We start from the raw sequence: 14,705 nt of genomic DNA, 5'->3' as shown, positions 1-14,705 counted from the left end.
CCCCGTTTCTTTGGGTGCAATGATGATCATTACCGATACCACTTCACCAGCCATGAACAGCTACGCGGGCGAGGCGGATTTGAGAGCCTTTGCAGAACTGCGCGACATTACGCTGCCGGAAAAGATCGCGCCGTTGCTCATCAGAGCGATGGATTACCTTGAAGGGCTGGACTGGTCTGGCTGGCGGATCAAACCGAATCAGGCGCTGGCGTGGCCGCGCGCCGGGATCATCCTTGACGGGTACGAGCTGCCTGCCGGTGAGGTACCGCGTCAGGTTGTTACCGCGCAGTGCATGCTGGCGGTCGAGGCGATGGATGGCGATCTGCTGGGCAGCGCGCGTGAGGCTGCGGTGAAGTCCGAGCGCGTGGAGGGTGCCGTAACCACGACCTATGCCGTCGCTGATGGTGAGGTGTTCAGACCTTCTTACCCGGCGGTGATGGCCCTGCTCGGCGATCTGGCGGGTGGTCGTGGCTATGCAGTAAATACTTTTGCGGAGCGTGCATAACATGCCTGTTAACTACACCCGCATGAGAACCACCAGCACGCGCCTGCTCACTGAAAACGGCGCGGCGTACCCGGTAAAGCGCAAGGGCGTCATGACGGTCACCGGCGGCGTTGAACATCGCGAGCCGGATAAGAGCTTCACTGCTATCGGCGTGCGGACTGAGTATAAACCCGGCGAAATTGACGGCACGGTCATCATAAACGGCGACACGCGCATTGTGTTTACTGCTGATACCGAGCTGCGCATCGGTGACATGGTGGATGTGGACGGCAAATGGTACCGCATTGAAAAGCCCAACCCGGTTAAGCCTGGCAAACTGCTGCTGTGCTACCGGGCCCAGCTGAGGGCATAGCATGTCAGATAACCAGGCGTTTATGATGTCCATTAATACGTTCGTTAGCCAGGCAAAGGAGCGACAGAAGGAAGTGGTGCGCGTGGTCGGCATCAAAATCCTGGCGCGGTTGGTGCAGATGTCGCCTGTCGGCAATCCAGAGCTGTGGGCAGTCAACCAGACGGCGGCGGCCTATAACGCGGCGGTCTCCGAGCACAATACCCAACTGCGGCAGAATCCGGGCAACCTGACTAAAGCAGGGCGGCTGCGGCCGGGTCGTAAGGTTAACGACAGCATGGACCTGAAGGCACCGCCGGGCTATACGGGCGGGCGTTTTCGCGGCAACTGGCAGGTGTCGTTTGACCAGCTGGCAACGGGCGAGACAGGGCGCATCGATAAGGCTGGCCACGAGACGATCGCCGCAGGTAACCTGGTGCTGGAGCAGTTCAAAGTCGGTACCACGGCGGTCTATTTCTGCAACAACGTCCCGTATGCATACCGTCTGGAGATGGGGCATTCCAGCCAGGCGCCCGGCGGCATGGTGCGCATTACCGCCGCCGAGTTCCAGCGGTACTTCAGCGAGGCAGTCAGCGAGGTTAAAAATGATACCGGACATCACAACAGCGCTTGAGGCCATGCTGGGGCTGTGGGCAGACGGCGAGGGCGTGCAGGTAGCGTGGGATAACATTCAGTTCGACCCGCCTGGCGACGGACTGTATCTGATCTCCCATGATATGCCCGCGCAGCCGTACAGCATTGATATGGCCGGGGGCTGCCGGGCCTACCCCGGCGTGTATCAGGTCACCGTCGTCGCGCCAGCGGGTGGCGGCAAATCACAGGCCAGAGCGCTGGCCCGCCGCGTCGCCGGGCTATTCCCGGAGAACCAGGAGATCCCCGGCGACGGCTTTACCGCCTGGGTGACATCACCGCCCGCCATCTACCGCGGCATACCGGACGGTGTGTCCTACTCCATCCCCGTCAGCATTAACTATCGGGCTGATATCTCAGCCTGATCATCCCCACCGGCTCTGCCGGTTTTATATTTCAACATGGAGAATCCCTATGGGCTTCGCATTACCTAATGGCGCCACGGTATTTGTCGGCTCGAAACTTGCCACGCCAGTGGCGGTGACGGGCGTGAGCAATGCCGCAGGCGCCGTCTTTACCGTTGCAAACGGCCACGGCCTCGCTGTGGGAGACGTGGTACTGGTTTCCAGCGGCTGGGCACTGATTGACAGCCTGGTGGCGCGTGTCACCGCGCAGACGACCACCAGCGTGACGATCGGGGTGATTAACAGCACCGATACCAACTTCTTCCCGGCTGGCTCGGGTGCTGGTTCACTCAGCAAAGTATCCGAGTGGACTGAAATCCCGCAGATCACCGAGGTTGCACAGTCCGGCGGCGATCAGCAGTACACGCAGATCCAGTTCCTTGCCGATGACCGTCAGCGCAACCTGGCGACCTACAAGGCGGCCAAGTCGCAGACCTTCACCATGGCGCATGACTCCACGCTGCCCATCTATGCCGTGCTGTCAGCTGCTGACCGTTCAGGTGACACGCTGCCGCTGCGCATGTATGTACCAAAGGCAAAAGAGATGCGTTACTGGTCCGGGAAGGCGTCTTTCGATCCGCAGCCGACCACTGCCGTAAACAACGTCGAAACGGTACAGCCGGCGTTTGCCATCCAGTCCCGTGATATCACCTTTTACAAAGATGCTGCCCCACAGGCGGCTGTCTGATTCACCCTTTAACAGGCCCGTCAGCGGGCCTTTCTTTCTGCCGAGGAACACATGGCCACTAAATTCCAGCTTCAGCCCAAACCCACGTTTAAAGCCAACGTCACGATCCCGCGCGCCGGTGATGATGACGGCATGCTTACGTTTACTTTCCGCCACAAGCCGCTAAAGGAGCTGGCCGCACTCGAAACAATGGAAGGTAAAACCGCCGTCGATTTTCTGGTGGAGATCACCGAGGGCTGGGCACTGCCTGACGCGTTCAGCCAGGAAAATCTTGAAGTGCTGCTGGACAACTACCCGGGCGCGATGAAAGCGATCGTCAGGACCTATTACAGCGAACTGACGGGTAATCGCGAAAAAAACTGATAGCGGTTGCCTCGGCGTTTTATACGCCTGAACCCTCCACCGAAGACCTGGCCGCGTTTGGCCTGAGTGCTGACGACTACACCGAAGAAGAGCAGACCGTTGAAGTATGGCCGGATGTCTGGCCCGCGTTCGCTGTTTTCCAGTCGATGGGCACCCAATGGCGCACGGGTATGGGCGGCATCACCGGGCTGGATTACAACGTGCTGCCCTGGCTGATGAAGCTTAATGGTGTGGAGGATGAGGCAACCGCGTTAACGGATATCCGCGTAATGGAAAGCGCGGCGCTGAAGATTGTCCATCAGGGGGCTTAATGTCTGATATTGCAACGATTTCGCTCCGGGTGAATACCGCCGAGCTGGAGCGCGGCAACAAGGCGCTGGACGATTTCCAACAGACGGCTGGCGGCGCCGCAAATAAGGCCGATGATCTGAACTCGGTATTTCGCGCGGGTGCATCCGATCAGAAAAAGAATACCCAGAGCCTGAAAGAGCAGCAGCAGGAGCTGCAGAACCTACTGAATAAAATCAGTCCGGTGAACAGGGCGTTGGATGAGCTGGACAACCTGCAGGAAAGCCTGAGCAGGTTCCGTAAGAGCGGACTGGTGCCTGATGAGGATTACTCCCGCTACAACAGCGTCCTGGAAACTACCCGGGAGAAACTCGGCAGGGTCATGGAGGCCGAGACTGCTGAAGGGCAGGAACGGTTAAAGCAGGCGCAGGAGACGCAGCGCGCCACCGCCGCGCAGGAAAACTTCCTCAGATCCATTACTGACCAGGCAGCGACTTTCCGCGCCAGTAAGGCGGATATGGCCGAGTACCGGGCAGCGCAAATGGGGATCGCCGAGGAAGCTGCCCCGGTTATTGCTCGACTGCGGGAGCAGGAGCGCGCCGTCCAGCAGGAGGCTGCCCAGCGGCAGATTGCAGCCCAGCAGTCGCGCATGCTGAAAGAAGCGATCGCCGAGCTGGAGGCAACAGAGCGGGCTGAGGCTGCGGAACTCAGGCGTAACCAGAACATTCGCGATTCGTTCATCTCTTCGCTTCAGGACCAGGCGAACGCAATGGGCAAGACGCGGATCGAGCTGCTGGAGATGAGAGCCGCTCAGCTCGGTGTGTCGGAGCAGGCCGCCCCGTTCATCGCAAAGCTTGGCGAGCAGGAAAGGGTGTTCAATAAAGGCACACTCAGCGCCGGGCAATATCAGCAGGCCCTGAGGATGCTTCCCGCACAGTTCACTGATATTGCCACTTCCATTGCAGGTGGCATGCCGTTATGGATGGTGCTGATCCAGCAGGGCGGGCAAATCAGTGACTCATTCGGTGGTATTGGTGGGTTGTTTCAAGTCATCAAGGAAGAGTTGCTGGGAATTAAAGACGCGTCTGATGATTCTTCAGAATCTCTTTCAGAAAATGCCAACGCATTGGCAGAGAATGCCGAGCACGCCAGCGGCCTGTTGCGGTTTCTGACGCCAGCCAGGCTGGCTGTGGGTGGTTTTACTGCGATCCTTGGCGGTATGGCTATAGCCGCATGGCAGGCCGAGCAGGCTAATCGCGAGCTTTATCAGGCGATCGTGTTAACCGGCGGAGCGTCTGCGACGTCTACAGCCCAGCTATGGAAAATGGCTGAACAAATAGGTGAGAACACGACCGCCAGCACCAACTCAGTTGCTGAAACCCTGGCCCGCCTGGCCCAGTCAGGGAAGTTCACCACCGCCCAGCTGCAACTCGTGGCGCAGACCTCCCAGCAATGGACACAGGTAATGGGTAGTGGGGCCGAAAAAATTGAAGCCTCGTTTGCCGAAATAATGAAATCGCCGGTCAAGGCGCTGGCTGAACTGAACTCCCAGTATAACTTTCTGTCGGTCTCGCAATTAAATTATATCGCCGGGCTGGAGGACTCAGATAAAAAACAAGAAGCTGTCAGCGAGGGCATGCGGATTTTTGCCGATACGATGCAAAAGCGTATGCAGCAAATTGATGATGCAAGCACGCCTCTGGAACAGATGTGGGATAGCATAAAAAAATGGTCTGCCGACGCCTGGAAGTGGGTGGGAGATCATACTATCGGTGCTCTTAATCTGATCATCGATGTCGTCGCAGGAACAGTTGAGCAGGTCCAGATTTTACTGAAGCAGGGTGATGTCCTCATTGCCGAGTTTGCCAACTCCGCGTATGAGAAAACCAAAAATATTCCCGGCATGAAGTCCTTGTTCGGGGATATGGCTACAGACAATAAAGCATTTATTGCCCAGACCAAAAAAGACATTGCTGAGCTGGAGAAATCCTACACTGCACGCGATGCGCGAGTACGTAAAGGTGAAATGGGCTATGTAAACCGTGACAGGAGCACAACGGTAGACAGCGGCCCGAACCAGCAAAGCAAGGTTACTGACCGAGCGCAGCAAATACTGAAAGACCGACAGAAAAAGAACAGAGGGGCGGCGGTTTCTGCTGGAGACAGCGCAGAAGACAAAGCGCAGGCTGATCTGCTGGCCCTTCAGGCGCAGCTCAGGGTTCTGAAAGAGCACCAAGGCATTAATGACGTTATCAGTCAGCAGCGTAAGGATTTATGGAAAACCGAGGCGCAGTTTGCCGTACTGGAGGAAGCCGCCGGTAAGCGCAAGCTCTCCAAGCAGGAACAATCCCTGCTGGCCAGCAAAGACCAGGTATTGGCGCTGGCGCGCCAGAAGGCGCTGCTGGGTGACCAGATCACCGCCCAGGAGCAGCTGAACAAGCGCATGGACACGGCCAGCAAATATGTCACGCAGATGGCAGAGAAGCGGGCCGGGCTTGAATCAGGCGCAACGATGAGCGACAGGCTGGCAGGCCGCCAGACGGCGCTCTCTCAGCTGCGCAGTGGCTGGATTAATGCTGGCGGCAGCCTTAAGGATGAGGGCTACCAGAAGGAGCTTAAAGCTGCTAACGACTACTACGAAGCGGAGGATAAGCTTCGCGGTGACTGGCGGGCTGGCTTTAAGAAAGGGTGGTCCGAATACCTGGACTCAGCTACGAACGTCTATGCCTCCATGCAAAGCGTGGCGCAGTCAGCCCTGGGCGGTATCTCCGATATGATGACGAACCTCGTGACCACTGGCACAGCCAGCTTCAAAAACTTTGCTGCATCGATGATGAAGATGATCGCTGATGTCATCAACCGGTTGCTGGTGGCCTATGCCGTACAATCCGCGCTGGGGTGGGTTACTGGCAGCGTCAGCAGTAGCGGTTGGAGCACGCCATCAGGTGCCTACACCAGTGCGGCTAATTCAGGCGTAAGCCTTTATGATTCTGGTGGCTATACCGGACCAGGAGGCAAATATGAGCCTGCAGGCATCGTACATAAGGATGAATTTGTTTTCACCAAAGAGGCCACAGCTGCAATTGGCGTGGGCAACCTTTATGCCATGATGCACAACGCCCGGGGCTATGCCAGCGGTGGTTTGGTCGGTCGGGCACCCATGTTCGGCCTGGGCAATGACGCAGGCGCGGGTAATACGGCACCAGTGATCCAAACAACCGTACACGTCGATGCCAACGGCAATGCTTCAGCGCAATCAGAAGGCTCTGGCGATGCCATGGGCCGGGCGCTGGCGGTGGAGATGCAGAATGCAGCCACCCAGATAGTGCAGAAGCACCTGAAGAACGGCGGAATGATCTACAACTTTGTTAAAGGCCGGTAGCCCACTCAGGTGGGCTTTTTTTATGGAGTAAACATGGCAGTCGAAACCTATAAATGGCCTGTACAACTGGGCAGCGGGGCTATTGAGTACGATCAGGCGATCCGCTCCTCCCAGTTTGGCGACGGTTATGAGCAGGTCGCTGATAACGGCATTAACTCCACAGCCATACAGGTCCCGATGAAATATGTCGGCAAGGATACTGAGGTTAACGAGATCCGCGCCTTCCTGCTGGCCCACACGGTCAAGGCATTCATTATCACCCCGCCGGGAGAGGAGAAGGGCCTTTATCGCGTCGTGGCTAACTCAGTGCGTAAGAATCTCATCAGCAGCAACGTTGCGGAGCTGACGTTCACTATCAGGCGTGCATATGGAGTTTTCGCATAATGGCTCTGGTCGATCAGGCAGCAAAACTGGCACCCGGTGGCAGGGTGCGATTAATCAAGGTGGATGCGTCAGAATTCAGTGGCGGGATCCACCGCTTCCATTACAGTCCGTTACCGCATACACCTGAAGAAATTGACGCGACGAACGGAGACGAAGATAAGCTCGGGCCAAAGCCCATTATCTGGGACGGAGAGGTCTATGAGTTCTGGCCCTTCCAGATGTCAGGCCTTGAGCTTTCAACAGACCAGGCGGCAGAGCCTGATCTCAGCGTGTCGAACCTGGACGGACACATCACGGCGCTGTGCCTTCAGTTCAAAGATATGGTGAATGCGAAGGTGAGCATCATCGACACCTACGCCGTCTATCTGGACGCGGTGAACTTTCCGGGCGGTGTAAACCCGACCGCTGATCCGACGATGTTCACGCTGCAGACGTTCTGGCTGGATACCAAAACCGCGGAAGACGACGAAGTCGTTTCGTGGTCTCTCAGTAGTCCAGCCGACCTGCAAAATCTGGTCATTCCCACACGGCAAATCACCTCTCTGTGCGAATGGGCCCTGCGCGGGCAGTACCGCAGCGGTGATGGCTGTACCTATAACGGTATGGCGTATTTTGATGCGAAGGGTAATCCGGTCGCTGACCCGGCGCTGGATGTGTGCGGCGGCTGCCTCAGTGACTGCCGCAAACGGTTTGGGGCCGGACTGGCACAGCCTAACGCAGCAAACCTCGACTTTGGCGGCTTCCCGGCAACCGTTCTCTTCTCCCGATAACCGGACATACCTATGAACAAAACCATTATGGCGGCGATCCGCGCGCATGCGCTGGAGGAATCCCCGCGCGAGTGCTGCGGCTTCGTTATCCAAGCGGGGCGGCGTCAACGTTACATCCCGGTTCCGAACAGCCACGAAAACCCGACAGATCATTTCCGTATTGATGGCGAACACTGGGCGAACGCTGAGGATGTCGGAACCATTATCCGGGTCATTCACTCCCACCCGGGCGACGGCGCACGGCCTATCCCGTCTGACCTCGATCGCCAGCAGTGTAATAACTCCGGCGTGGTCTGGGGCATCTACGCTCCGGACTGCGATGAATACGCAGAAGTAACGCCGGACGCCATACCGCTGATTGGCCGCCCGTTCATTCTGGGTTCGCACGACTGCTGGGGGCTGGTCATGGACTGGCACGTCACTCAGGGCGTGATGCTTAACGATTTCCGCGTTGATTACCCGTGGTGGGAAAGTCAGTACCCGGACAACCTCTATTTCGAAAACTGGGAGCGGGAAAGGTTTGTCGAATGCGAACCGGCGCCCGGCTGCATGGTCATCATGCAGGTGGAGTCTGCCAAGTGGAACCACGCGGGGATCATCACCGAGGAAGGTGAGCTGCTTCACCACCTGTATGGACAGCCATCCTGCATCACGCCGTATGCCCGCGGTTACTTCAAAGACCGGACCATGATCTGCGTTCGCCACAAAGACCTTCCGCAGGAGATACAGCCATGGCGCGTTTAACCGCTATCCGCCTGTATGGAGCGCTGGGAGCCCGGTTCGGGCGTGTCCATAAACTGGCCGTGCAGACATCGGCAGAAGCTGTGAAGGCACTCTGCATCAACCTGGACGGGCTGGAAAGCTACCTGATGAACGCCAAAAAGAACGGCATGACGTTTGCGGTGTTCCGCGGTAAGCGGAATATAGGGGTTCAGGACTACAAGGAGTTGGGCGGCGATAGTGACATCCGTATTGCGCCGATTATGGAAGGGGCGAAAAAGGCCGGCATGTTCCAGACCATTCTCGGGGCGGTCATGGTGGTTGCCGGCATTGCAACGGGCATTCTCACTGGATGGACCGGTATCGGCGCGACGTTTGCTGCAGGACTGATAATGTCCGGTGGTTCAATGATGGCCGGCGGAATTTACCAGATGCTATCGCCGCAGCCCAAAGGCCTGCAGGGGCGCGATGACCCGGACAACAAACCGAGCTATGCCTTTGGCGGCGCAGTGAATACCCTGGCGATGGGCAATCCGGTTGCTCTGCTGTATGGCGAGCGTGAAATCGGAGGTGCGATTATCAGCGCGGGGATCGTGGCAGAAGATATTTAATTTTCAGCAACATAGGCCACAGTTAGCCCGCGGAGTGTTATGCTACTTTCTTCAGCATTTACTACAGGGAAAACTACAATGCCAGCAGTAAAAATTATCGCTAAGTGGTTGAAACAGGAAAATGATATCCGCCTCGATTCAACTTTGGAGTTTGTCGCTGCTATAGATTCCAGAGGGCATATCAAACCTGAGCAAAGGGTTTATGGGGTTATCACTGGATACGGATATGGTTCTCTACCTCCCGGAGATTATTCATTCATCAGTTCAACGAGTGTTGATAAGAAGGCTCTGGCAATTGACTGGGGCAGAGATTATCAGCAATTCAGTTCGACTATTGACGTCCTTGAAAGGCATCTAAAATCGGGAGAGATCATTACCCATGTGGAAAAGCCCGGGACTGAAAATACTTACGATTATGAGATAACTGCAGTCACGTATTTTGAGTGATAAACCCACGGTAAAACCAACCCGCTTCGGCGGGTTTTTTTATGGATGCAATATGGCAACGATTACTGGTGCAAAGGGTGGCAGCCAGAAGCAGCACACGCCTGTCGAACAGCCTGATTCAGCTCAGTCAATGGCGCGCTGCCGCATGCTGCTGGCACTTGGCGAAGGTGAGTTTGCTGGCGGGCTGGATGCGACCCGGATTTTCCTCGACGGCACGCCGCTGGGTAACCCAGACGGCTCAATGAACTTTGAGAATGTCTCCTGGGATTTTCGCCCCGGCACGCAGACGCAGACGCCGATCCCCGGCTTTCCTGCTGTGGAGAACGAGACTAGTATTGGCGTATCGCTGACGAAGGCTACCTCCTGGACACGCGCTATCAGCAATACCCAGATTGATGCTGTGCTGGTGCGCATCGGGATCACCGGCCTGCAGCAGCAGGAGAACGACGGTGATATCGTCGGCACAACCGTCGCATATCACATCGACGTTGCGGTTGATGGCGGGGCATACCAGACAGTGCTCACCAAAACGGTAACGGAAAAGCTCAGTTCACTGTACGAACTGACGCACCGCATCAATCTGCCCAAAGCCACCACTGGCTGGCAGATCCGTGTGGTCCGCGATACTGCCGACAGCGCCAGCCAGATGCTGCAGAACAAAACGCAGGTGCAGGCCATCACTGAGGTGATCGACGCCCGCCTGCGCTATCCGCATACCGCGCTGCTGTATGTGTCATTCAACGCCAAAGCATTCAGCAACATCCCGAAGATATCCTGCAAGCCGAAAGGCCGGGTAATCCGCATCCCTCAGAACTACGATCCTGTTGCGCGGACGTACAGTGGCGCATGGGACGGCACATTCAAATGGGGCTGGACCAACAATCCGGCGTGGATCTGGTTTGATGTCCTGACAGAGCCGCGCTTTGGTCTGGGCCGCCGGGTAACGGTGGATATGCTCGATAAATGGGAGCTCTACCGCATTGCCCAGCGCTGTGACCAGCAGGTACCGGACGGGAAGGGCGGTACCGGCACAGAACCGCGATTTATGTTTGACGTCTATATCCAGTCGCAGGCCGACGCCTGGCAGGTTATCAAGGACATCGCTGCTGGCTTCAACGGCATGACGTTCTGGGGCAACAACATGTTCAATGTTGTCTCTGATATGCCGGCAGACACGTCGAAACTGCAGATCCTCACCCGCGCATCCGTGGTGGGCAAGCCAACGTATTCCAGCGGCAGCGAAAAGACGCGATTCTCGAGTGCGCTGATTAACTTCAGCGACCCGGATAACCATTATCAGGACCGCACCACCGCAGTAATGTTTCCTGAGTTGGTGAAGCAGTTCAAATTCAAGCAGACGCAACTCACGGCCATCGGCTGCACGCGCGAGAGTGAGGCGCAACGCCGTGGAGGGTGGGCAGTTTATTCCAACTCGCTGGACCGCATCATTACGCTGCAGACCGGGCTGGATGGCTTCGCCTTTGTGCCAGGCACCGTCTTCGCTTTTGCTGATGAGCGCGTCTCAGGCAGGGTATATGGCGGGCGCCTCACGGACTATAACGCCGGGCTTAAAGCGGTAACAACCGATCGCGGTACCAGTGCCGTCGCGGGTGACACACTGATGATCCGCACCCAAGGTGGCATTGTAGAAAGCCGGATTATTCAGGCGGTCAACGGTACGCAGCTGATCGTGGCCACGCCGTTCACAGCGGCGCCAGCGCCAAACGCTATATTCGTTATCGATGCTGGGCAGTTGCGCCTGCAGTACTTCCGCGTCACGAACCTGACGTTTAACGATGAGGAAAACACCTATACCATTACCGGCGCGGAATACAACGCATCGAAATATGATGCCGTCGACCACAATGCGCGCCTCGATATCCCGCCGATCAGCCTCATCCCCACGGGAGTTGTCTCACAGCCCGGCAATATCGTGGTAACGAGTTATGAATCGGTGCGCCAGGGGCAGCGCATCGCGACGCTGACGGCGTCCTGGGACGTCCCACTGGATAAAGCCGGGAAGCCGCAGGCCGATGTGATCGCCTATCAGGTTCAGTGGCGCCGCGGGAGCAGCGAATGGGTGAACGTTCCGCAAACCGGCCTACGGAATATCGAAGTGCCGGGGATCTTCGAAGGTGATTACCTGGTGCGGGTCAGGGCAATTAATGCCGGTGGCGCATCAAGCCTGTGGGCAACGTCAGCGCTGACCCACCTTAAGGGCCGGATCGGTGATGTGCCCAAGCCAGTTAATTTCCGCACTACACCATTGCTCTGGGGGGTACAGCTGGACTGGGATTTCCCTGCGGGCACTGGCGATACGCTACAAACCGAGATTCAGTATTCCACGGTATCAACCGGCGCGAACCCGATGCTGCTGGCTGGCGTCCCGTATCCCCAGCAAATTTACCAGCAACTTGGGCTAAAGGCCGGGGTAGGGTTCTGGTACCGGGCGCGGCTGGTGGATCGCACCGGCAATAAGTCAGCCTGGACTGCCTTCATTCAGGGCAGCAGCAGCTCGGATGCCGCGGATTACCTGTTGGATATCGATAACCAGATCAAACAGACCGACGCCTACAAAGACTTGGTTTCGGATATAACTGATCTGGGTGAAGATATCCAGTCAGCGCGCGACGACATCAGCACAGTCACAACAGAGTCGGCGGCGACCAAAGCGGGCCTGGCAAAGGAGATCACGGACCGTAAGAAAGCCATCACCGACGAGGCAGCGGCCCGCGGCCAGGCGCTGCTGACCGAGAAGAACGAGCGCGTCGCGGATATCAGCAACGTCAACCAGACGATTCAGACCAGCACCGAATCGCTGGCGCAGCAGATTGCGCAGGTGTCGGCGGGGACCGGTTCTCAGTTCGATCCGGCCAAAATCTGGTATTTCGATTCGACAGCAGAGGGCTGGACCGGGAACGGCACGCCAACCATTGTTAACGGCTGGCTGCGTCCTGCCAACCACGCATCGGACCCGTACGTTACTTCTCCTGCGACGCTGGGCATAACAGCAGCTGCGTATCGTTTTCTGAAGCTGCGCATCAGGAAAGTGGGATCGCCTGCATGGGCGGGGGAAATCCGCTGGCGCAATGCGGCCAGTTTCAACGAAACCAACCGCTTCGTGGTGGCCGAACCGGCGTATAACGCCGATGGCGTTGCCACGCTGGAATGCGACGATATCCCCTGGCTGGCCGAGACGACGATTAACCAGATTCGGCTGGACCTTTCCAGCAAACAGGACGCGACAAACTACTTCCTGATTGACTGGGTGGCGATCGGGCGGCCAACGCCGGGCGCCGGGATGGCCGCCCTGCAGCAGGAAACGACAGCCCGTGTTACCGGCGACCAGGCGGAAGCCACGGCGCGCGAGACGCTGGCGACGCAGATCCGGGGCGGTTATACCGGTGACGACCCGTCAAAACTGGCCTCGGGCCTGCTGTACACCGAACGCCAGGCGCGCATCACGGCGCAGGAGGCGGAGGTGACAGAGCGGAAGAAGCTGGAATCGACCGTTAACGCTAACCAGGCTTCCGTTACTCAGGAGCTGGCGACGCTGACAACTGAGCAGGAGGCTCAGGCCACCACGCTTTCGGGCCTGCAGGTTACCGTCGGCAAAAACACCGCAGATATCACCACAGTCACCAAAGCCGTCGCTGATAACAACAAGGCGCAGACCACCGCGCTGGCTGCGGTTAAGGCCACAACCGATCAGAACACTTCGGACATCAGCACGGAAACCACGGCCCGCACGAATGCTGACAGCGCGCTCGGCCGCCGCATCGATACGCTGAAAGTGGATGTGGACGGCAACACGGCCAGCCGGGACGCCGGTATTGTCGGCAACGTCACCAATGCGCTCGCCAGCTTCACCGCGTTCTCTGAACAGCGCGTGACGTATGCTGTTGGCGAAACGAAAACGATGGCTGAAATCATCGAAAGCCGGAAGACCGCCGCGGATGCCACGAGTGCCGTGGCGGAGCAGGTCACCACGCTTAAGGCGACGGTTGAGCAAAACGGTCAGACCAACGCCGCCGCCATTACGCGCATTGATAAAGCCGTTACGGATCTGGAAAGCGCCACGGCGATCAGCATCGAGCAGGTTACGGCTGCGATTGGCGAGACTAATGCCAGCGTGCAGACGACCAGCGAAGCTGTTGCTGACATTACCGGTAAGCTGGGTGCCCAGTGGGGCGTTAAGGTTCAGGTGGAAGCGAACGGGGTTAAACGTATCGCGGGTATTCAGCTGGGCATTGATGCAACCGGGTCCTCAAACTTCCTGATTTCTGCCGATACGTTTGCGGTTTATAACCCGACGACAAAAGGACAGGAACTGGTGTTTGCCGCCACAGGCGGGCAGATGTTCATGCGATCGGTGTTCATCCAGGATGGTTCCATCGACAACGGCAAGATCGGCAATTACCTCCAGTCCAGCAACTGGGACGGGACCGGCAATGTCGGCTGGCATATCAATAAATCCGGGTATGCCACGTTTAACGGCGTGACGGTCAGGGGGACGATATACGCAACCAGTGGGGAATTCAGAGGGACAGTTTACGCGACGGATGGAGACTTCAAAGGCACAGTTTACGCGAACAAAATCGTAGGCGATGTCGTTAATATGTTCTCCTTCCCTGGTGGCAGATTCAGGGGAGATCCAGGCCAACAAAGAGATTTTTATCGACAGGTTACCTGGGCGGGGGGTGTCCCATATGACGTCACTATCGCTGTTCCGACATTTGTCGTCTGGAATGAAAGTGAAGCTTATAATGGCTCTCTGGAAGCATATATCAATATAAACGGGAGAGATATTACAGTAGTGTCTCTTGGCTTAAAGCTATCGTATAACGACCCCAATAGTGTCAGTCGTCAGGTTAACAGTTATGTACCTGTGACAGGTAGTCTGGATATACCTGCAAATTCAGGGCCTGTAACTATACGTGTTGGCCTGAGAGGAATAACTAATGCCAATACTTTTATGGATATGCAGCCATCAATGGCGTTAATTACCAAAAGAAATTCCCCAAACTTCTCGGGTTATTCAGGTAATTAATTCCGGTCAGGTGGATGCTGGCGATTTGGCTTGCACGGGCTGTTAATAAAAATCCGATGTGAGTATTTCGGCTCCGCACACGTTATTTCTTCTGAATTCAATAATCACACCCTT

The 14,705-nt window shown here is 56.9% G+C and carries 14 protein-coding genes; all 14 read left to right on the top strand.

Annotated features, from left to right (window positions below; all coding sequences use genetic code 11):
- The first annotated feature begins 22 nt into the window (after nucleotides 1-22).
- Genes LRS40_RS19435 through LRS40_RS19370 form a run of 14 tightly spaced genes read left to right on the top strand, consistent with a single transcriptional unit; the run spans nucleotide 23 to nucleotide 14,591 of the window.
- Nucleotides 23-505: a DnaT-like ssDNA-binding protein gene (locus LRS40_RS19435; RefSeq protein WP_103179518.1), complete on the top strand. Its 483-nt coding sequence runs from the start codon at nucleotides 23-25 to the stop codon at nucleotides 503-505.
- 1 nt (nucleotide 506) lies between these two features.
- Nucleotides 507-857 (top strand): hypothetical protein, encoded by a 351-nt coding sequence (locus LRS40_RS19430; protein ID WP_231312419.1) that lies wholly within the window; start codon nucleotides 507-509, stop codon nucleotides 855-857.
- Between the two features lies 1 nt (nucleotide 858).
- Nucleotides 859-1,467: a hypothetical protein gene (locus LRS40_RS19425; protein ID WP_231312418.1), complete on the top strand. Its 609-nt coding sequence runs from the start codon at nucleotides 859-861 to the stop codon at nucleotides 1,465-1,467.
- Complete coding sequence (locus LRS40_RS19420) at nucleotides 1,439-1,849, top strand: phage tail terminator-like protein (RefSeq protein WP_231312417.1); 411 nt, start codon at nucleotides 1,439-1,441, stop codon at nucleotides 1,847-1,849. The genes LRS40_RS19425 and LRS40_RS19420 overlap by 29 nt, the downstream gene beginning before the upstream one ends.
- A gap of 49 nt (nucleotides 1,850-1,898) precedes the next feature.
- Complete coding sequence (locus LRS40_RS19415) at nucleotides 1,899-2,576, top strand: phage tail protein (RefSeq protein WP_231312416.1); 678 nt, start codon at nucleotides 1,899-1,901, stop codon at nucleotides 2,574-2,576.
- A gap of 51 nt (nucleotides 2,577-2,627) precedes the next feature.
- Nucleotides 2,628-2,939: a phage tail assembly chaperone gene (locus LRS40_RS19410; RefSeq protein ID WP_231312415.1), complete on the top strand. Its 312-nt coding sequence runs from the start codon at nucleotides 2,628-2,630 to the stop codon at nucleotides 2,937-2,939.
- The gene (locus tag LRS40_RS19405; protein WP_032611784.1) at nucleotides 2,936-3,250 is read left to right on the top strand and encodes a DUF1799 domain-containing protein; all 315 of its coding nucleotides are present in this window, start codon (nucleotides 2,936-2,938) and stop codon (nucleotides 3,248-3,250) included. Before LRS40_RS19410 ends, LRS40_RS19405 begins: the two co-directional genes overlap by 4 nt.
- Nucleotides 3,250-6,609: a phage tail tape measure protein gene (locus LRS40_RS19400; RefSeq protein ID WP_231312414.1), complete on the top strand. Its 3,360-nt coding sequence runs from the start codon at nucleotides 3,250-3,252 to the stop codon at nucleotides 6,607-6,609. The genes LRS40_RS19405 and LRS40_RS19400 overlap by 1 nt, the downstream gene beginning before the upstream one ends.
- A 33-nt stretch (nucleotides 6,610-6,642) precedes the next feature.
- Nucleotides 6,643-6,993: a phage tail protein gene (locus tag LRS40_RS19395; RefSeq protein ID WP_231312413.1), complete on the top strand. Its 351-nt coding sequence runs from the start codon at nucleotides 6,643-6,645 to the stop codon at nucleotides 6,991-6,993.
- Nucleotides 6,993-7,763, top strand: coding sequence for a phage minor tail protein L (locus tag LRS40_RS19390; protein ID WP_231312412.1), 771 nt, complete (start codon nucleotides 6,993-6,995; stop codon nucleotides 7,761-7,763). Before LRS40_RS19395 ends, LRS40_RS19390 begins: the two co-directional genes overlap by 1 nt.
- 12 nt (nucleotides 7,764-7,775) lie before the next feature.
- Nucleotides 7,776-8,507 carry a C40 family peptidase gene (locus LRS40_RS19385; RefSeq protein WP_231312411.1) on the top strand — a complete coding sequence of 244 codons (732 nt, stop codon included), beginning with the start codon at nucleotides 7,776-7,778 and terminating at the stop codon, nucleotides 8,505-8,507.
- Nucleotides 8,495-9,094 carry a tail assembly protein gene (locus LRS40_RS19380; RefSeq protein ID WP_231312410.1) on the top strand — a complete coding sequence of 200 codons (600 nt, stop codon included), beginning with the start codon at nucleotides 8,495-8,497 and terminating at the stop codon, nucleotides 9,092-9,094. Before LRS40_RS19385 ends, LRS40_RS19380 begins: the two co-directional genes overlap by 13 nt.
- A 39-nt stretch (nucleotides 9,095-9,133) precedes the next feature.
- Complete coding sequence (locus tag LRS40_RS19375; RefSeq protein WP_231312409.1) at nucleotides 9,134-9,541, top strand: hypothetical protein; 408 nt, start codon at nucleotides 9,134-9,136, stop codon at nucleotides 9,539-9,541.
- Between the two features lie 52 nt (nucleotides 9,542-9,593).
- Nucleotides 9,594-14,591, top strand: coding sequence for a DUF1983 domain-containing protein (locus LRS40_RS19370; RefSeq protein ID WP_231312408.1), 4,998 nt, complete (start codon nucleotides 9,594-9,596; stop codon nucleotides 14,589-14,591).
- Nucleotides 14,592-14,705: the final 114 nt, after the last annotated feature.

Source organism: Leclercia sp. G3L, from assembly GCF_021117075.1.
GTDB lineage: Bacteria > Pseudomonadota > Gammaproteobacteria > Enterobacterales > Enterobacteriaceae > Enterobacter > Enterobacter adecarboxylatus_C.
Note: the sequence above shows the minus strand (reverse complement) of the source record. Positions and strands in the feature narration are given on the sequence as shown.

Bases quoted from the DNA above. Each gene is read 5' to 3' on its own strand.
- LRS40_RS19395 (WP_231312413.1), top strand. From the start codon at position 6,643: ATGGCAGTCGAAACCTATAAATGGCCTGTACAACTGGGCAGCGGGGCT.
- LRS40_RS19415 (WP_231312416.1), top strand. From the start codon at position 1,899: ATGGGCTTCGCATTACCTAATGGCGCCACGGTATTTGTCGGCTCGAAA.
- LRS40_RS19375 (WP_231312409.1), top strand. From the start codon at position 9,134: ATGCTACTTTCTTCAGCATTTACTACAGGGAAAACTACAATGCCAGCA.
- LRS40_RS19385 (WP_231312411.1), top strand. From the start codon at position 7,776: ATGAACAAAACCATTATGGCGGCGATCCGCGCGCATGCGCTGGAGGAA.
- LRS40_RS19400 (WP_231312414.1), top strand. From the start codon at position 3,250: ATGTCTGATATTGCAACGATTTCGCTCCGGGTGAATACCGCCGAGCTG.
- LRS40_RS19380 (WP_231312410.1), top strand. From the start codon at position 8,495: ATGGCGCGTTTAACCGCTATCCGCCTGTATGGAGCGCTGGGAGCCCGG.
- LRS40_RS19390 (WP_231312412.1), top strand. From the start codon at position 6,993: ATGGCTCTGGTCGATCAGGCAGCAAAACTGGCACCCGGTGGCAGGGTG.
- LRS40_RS19420 (WP_231312417.1), top strand. From the start codon at position 1,439: ATGATACCGGACATCACAACAGCGCTTGAGGCCATGCTGGGGCTGTGG.
- LRS40_RS19370 (WP_231312408.1), top strand. From the start codon at position 9,594: ATGGCAACGATTACTGGTGCAAAGGGTGGCAGCCAGAAGCAGCACACG.
- LRS40_RS19425 (WP_231312418.1), top strand. From the start codon at position 859: ATGTCAGATAACCAGGCGTTTATGATGTCCATTAATACGTTCGTTAGC.
- LRS40_RS19435 (WP_103179518.1), top strand. From the start codon at position 23: ATGATCATTACCGATACCACTTCACCAGCCATGAACAGCTACGCGGGC.
- LRS40_RS19430 (WP_231312419.1), top strand. From the start codon at position 507: ATGCCTGTTAACTACACCCGCATGAGAACCACCAGCACGCGCCTGCTC.
- LRS40_RS19410 (WP_231312415.1), top strand. From the start codon at position 2,628: ATGGCCACTAAATTCCAGCTTCAGCCCAAACCCACGTTTAAAGCCAAC.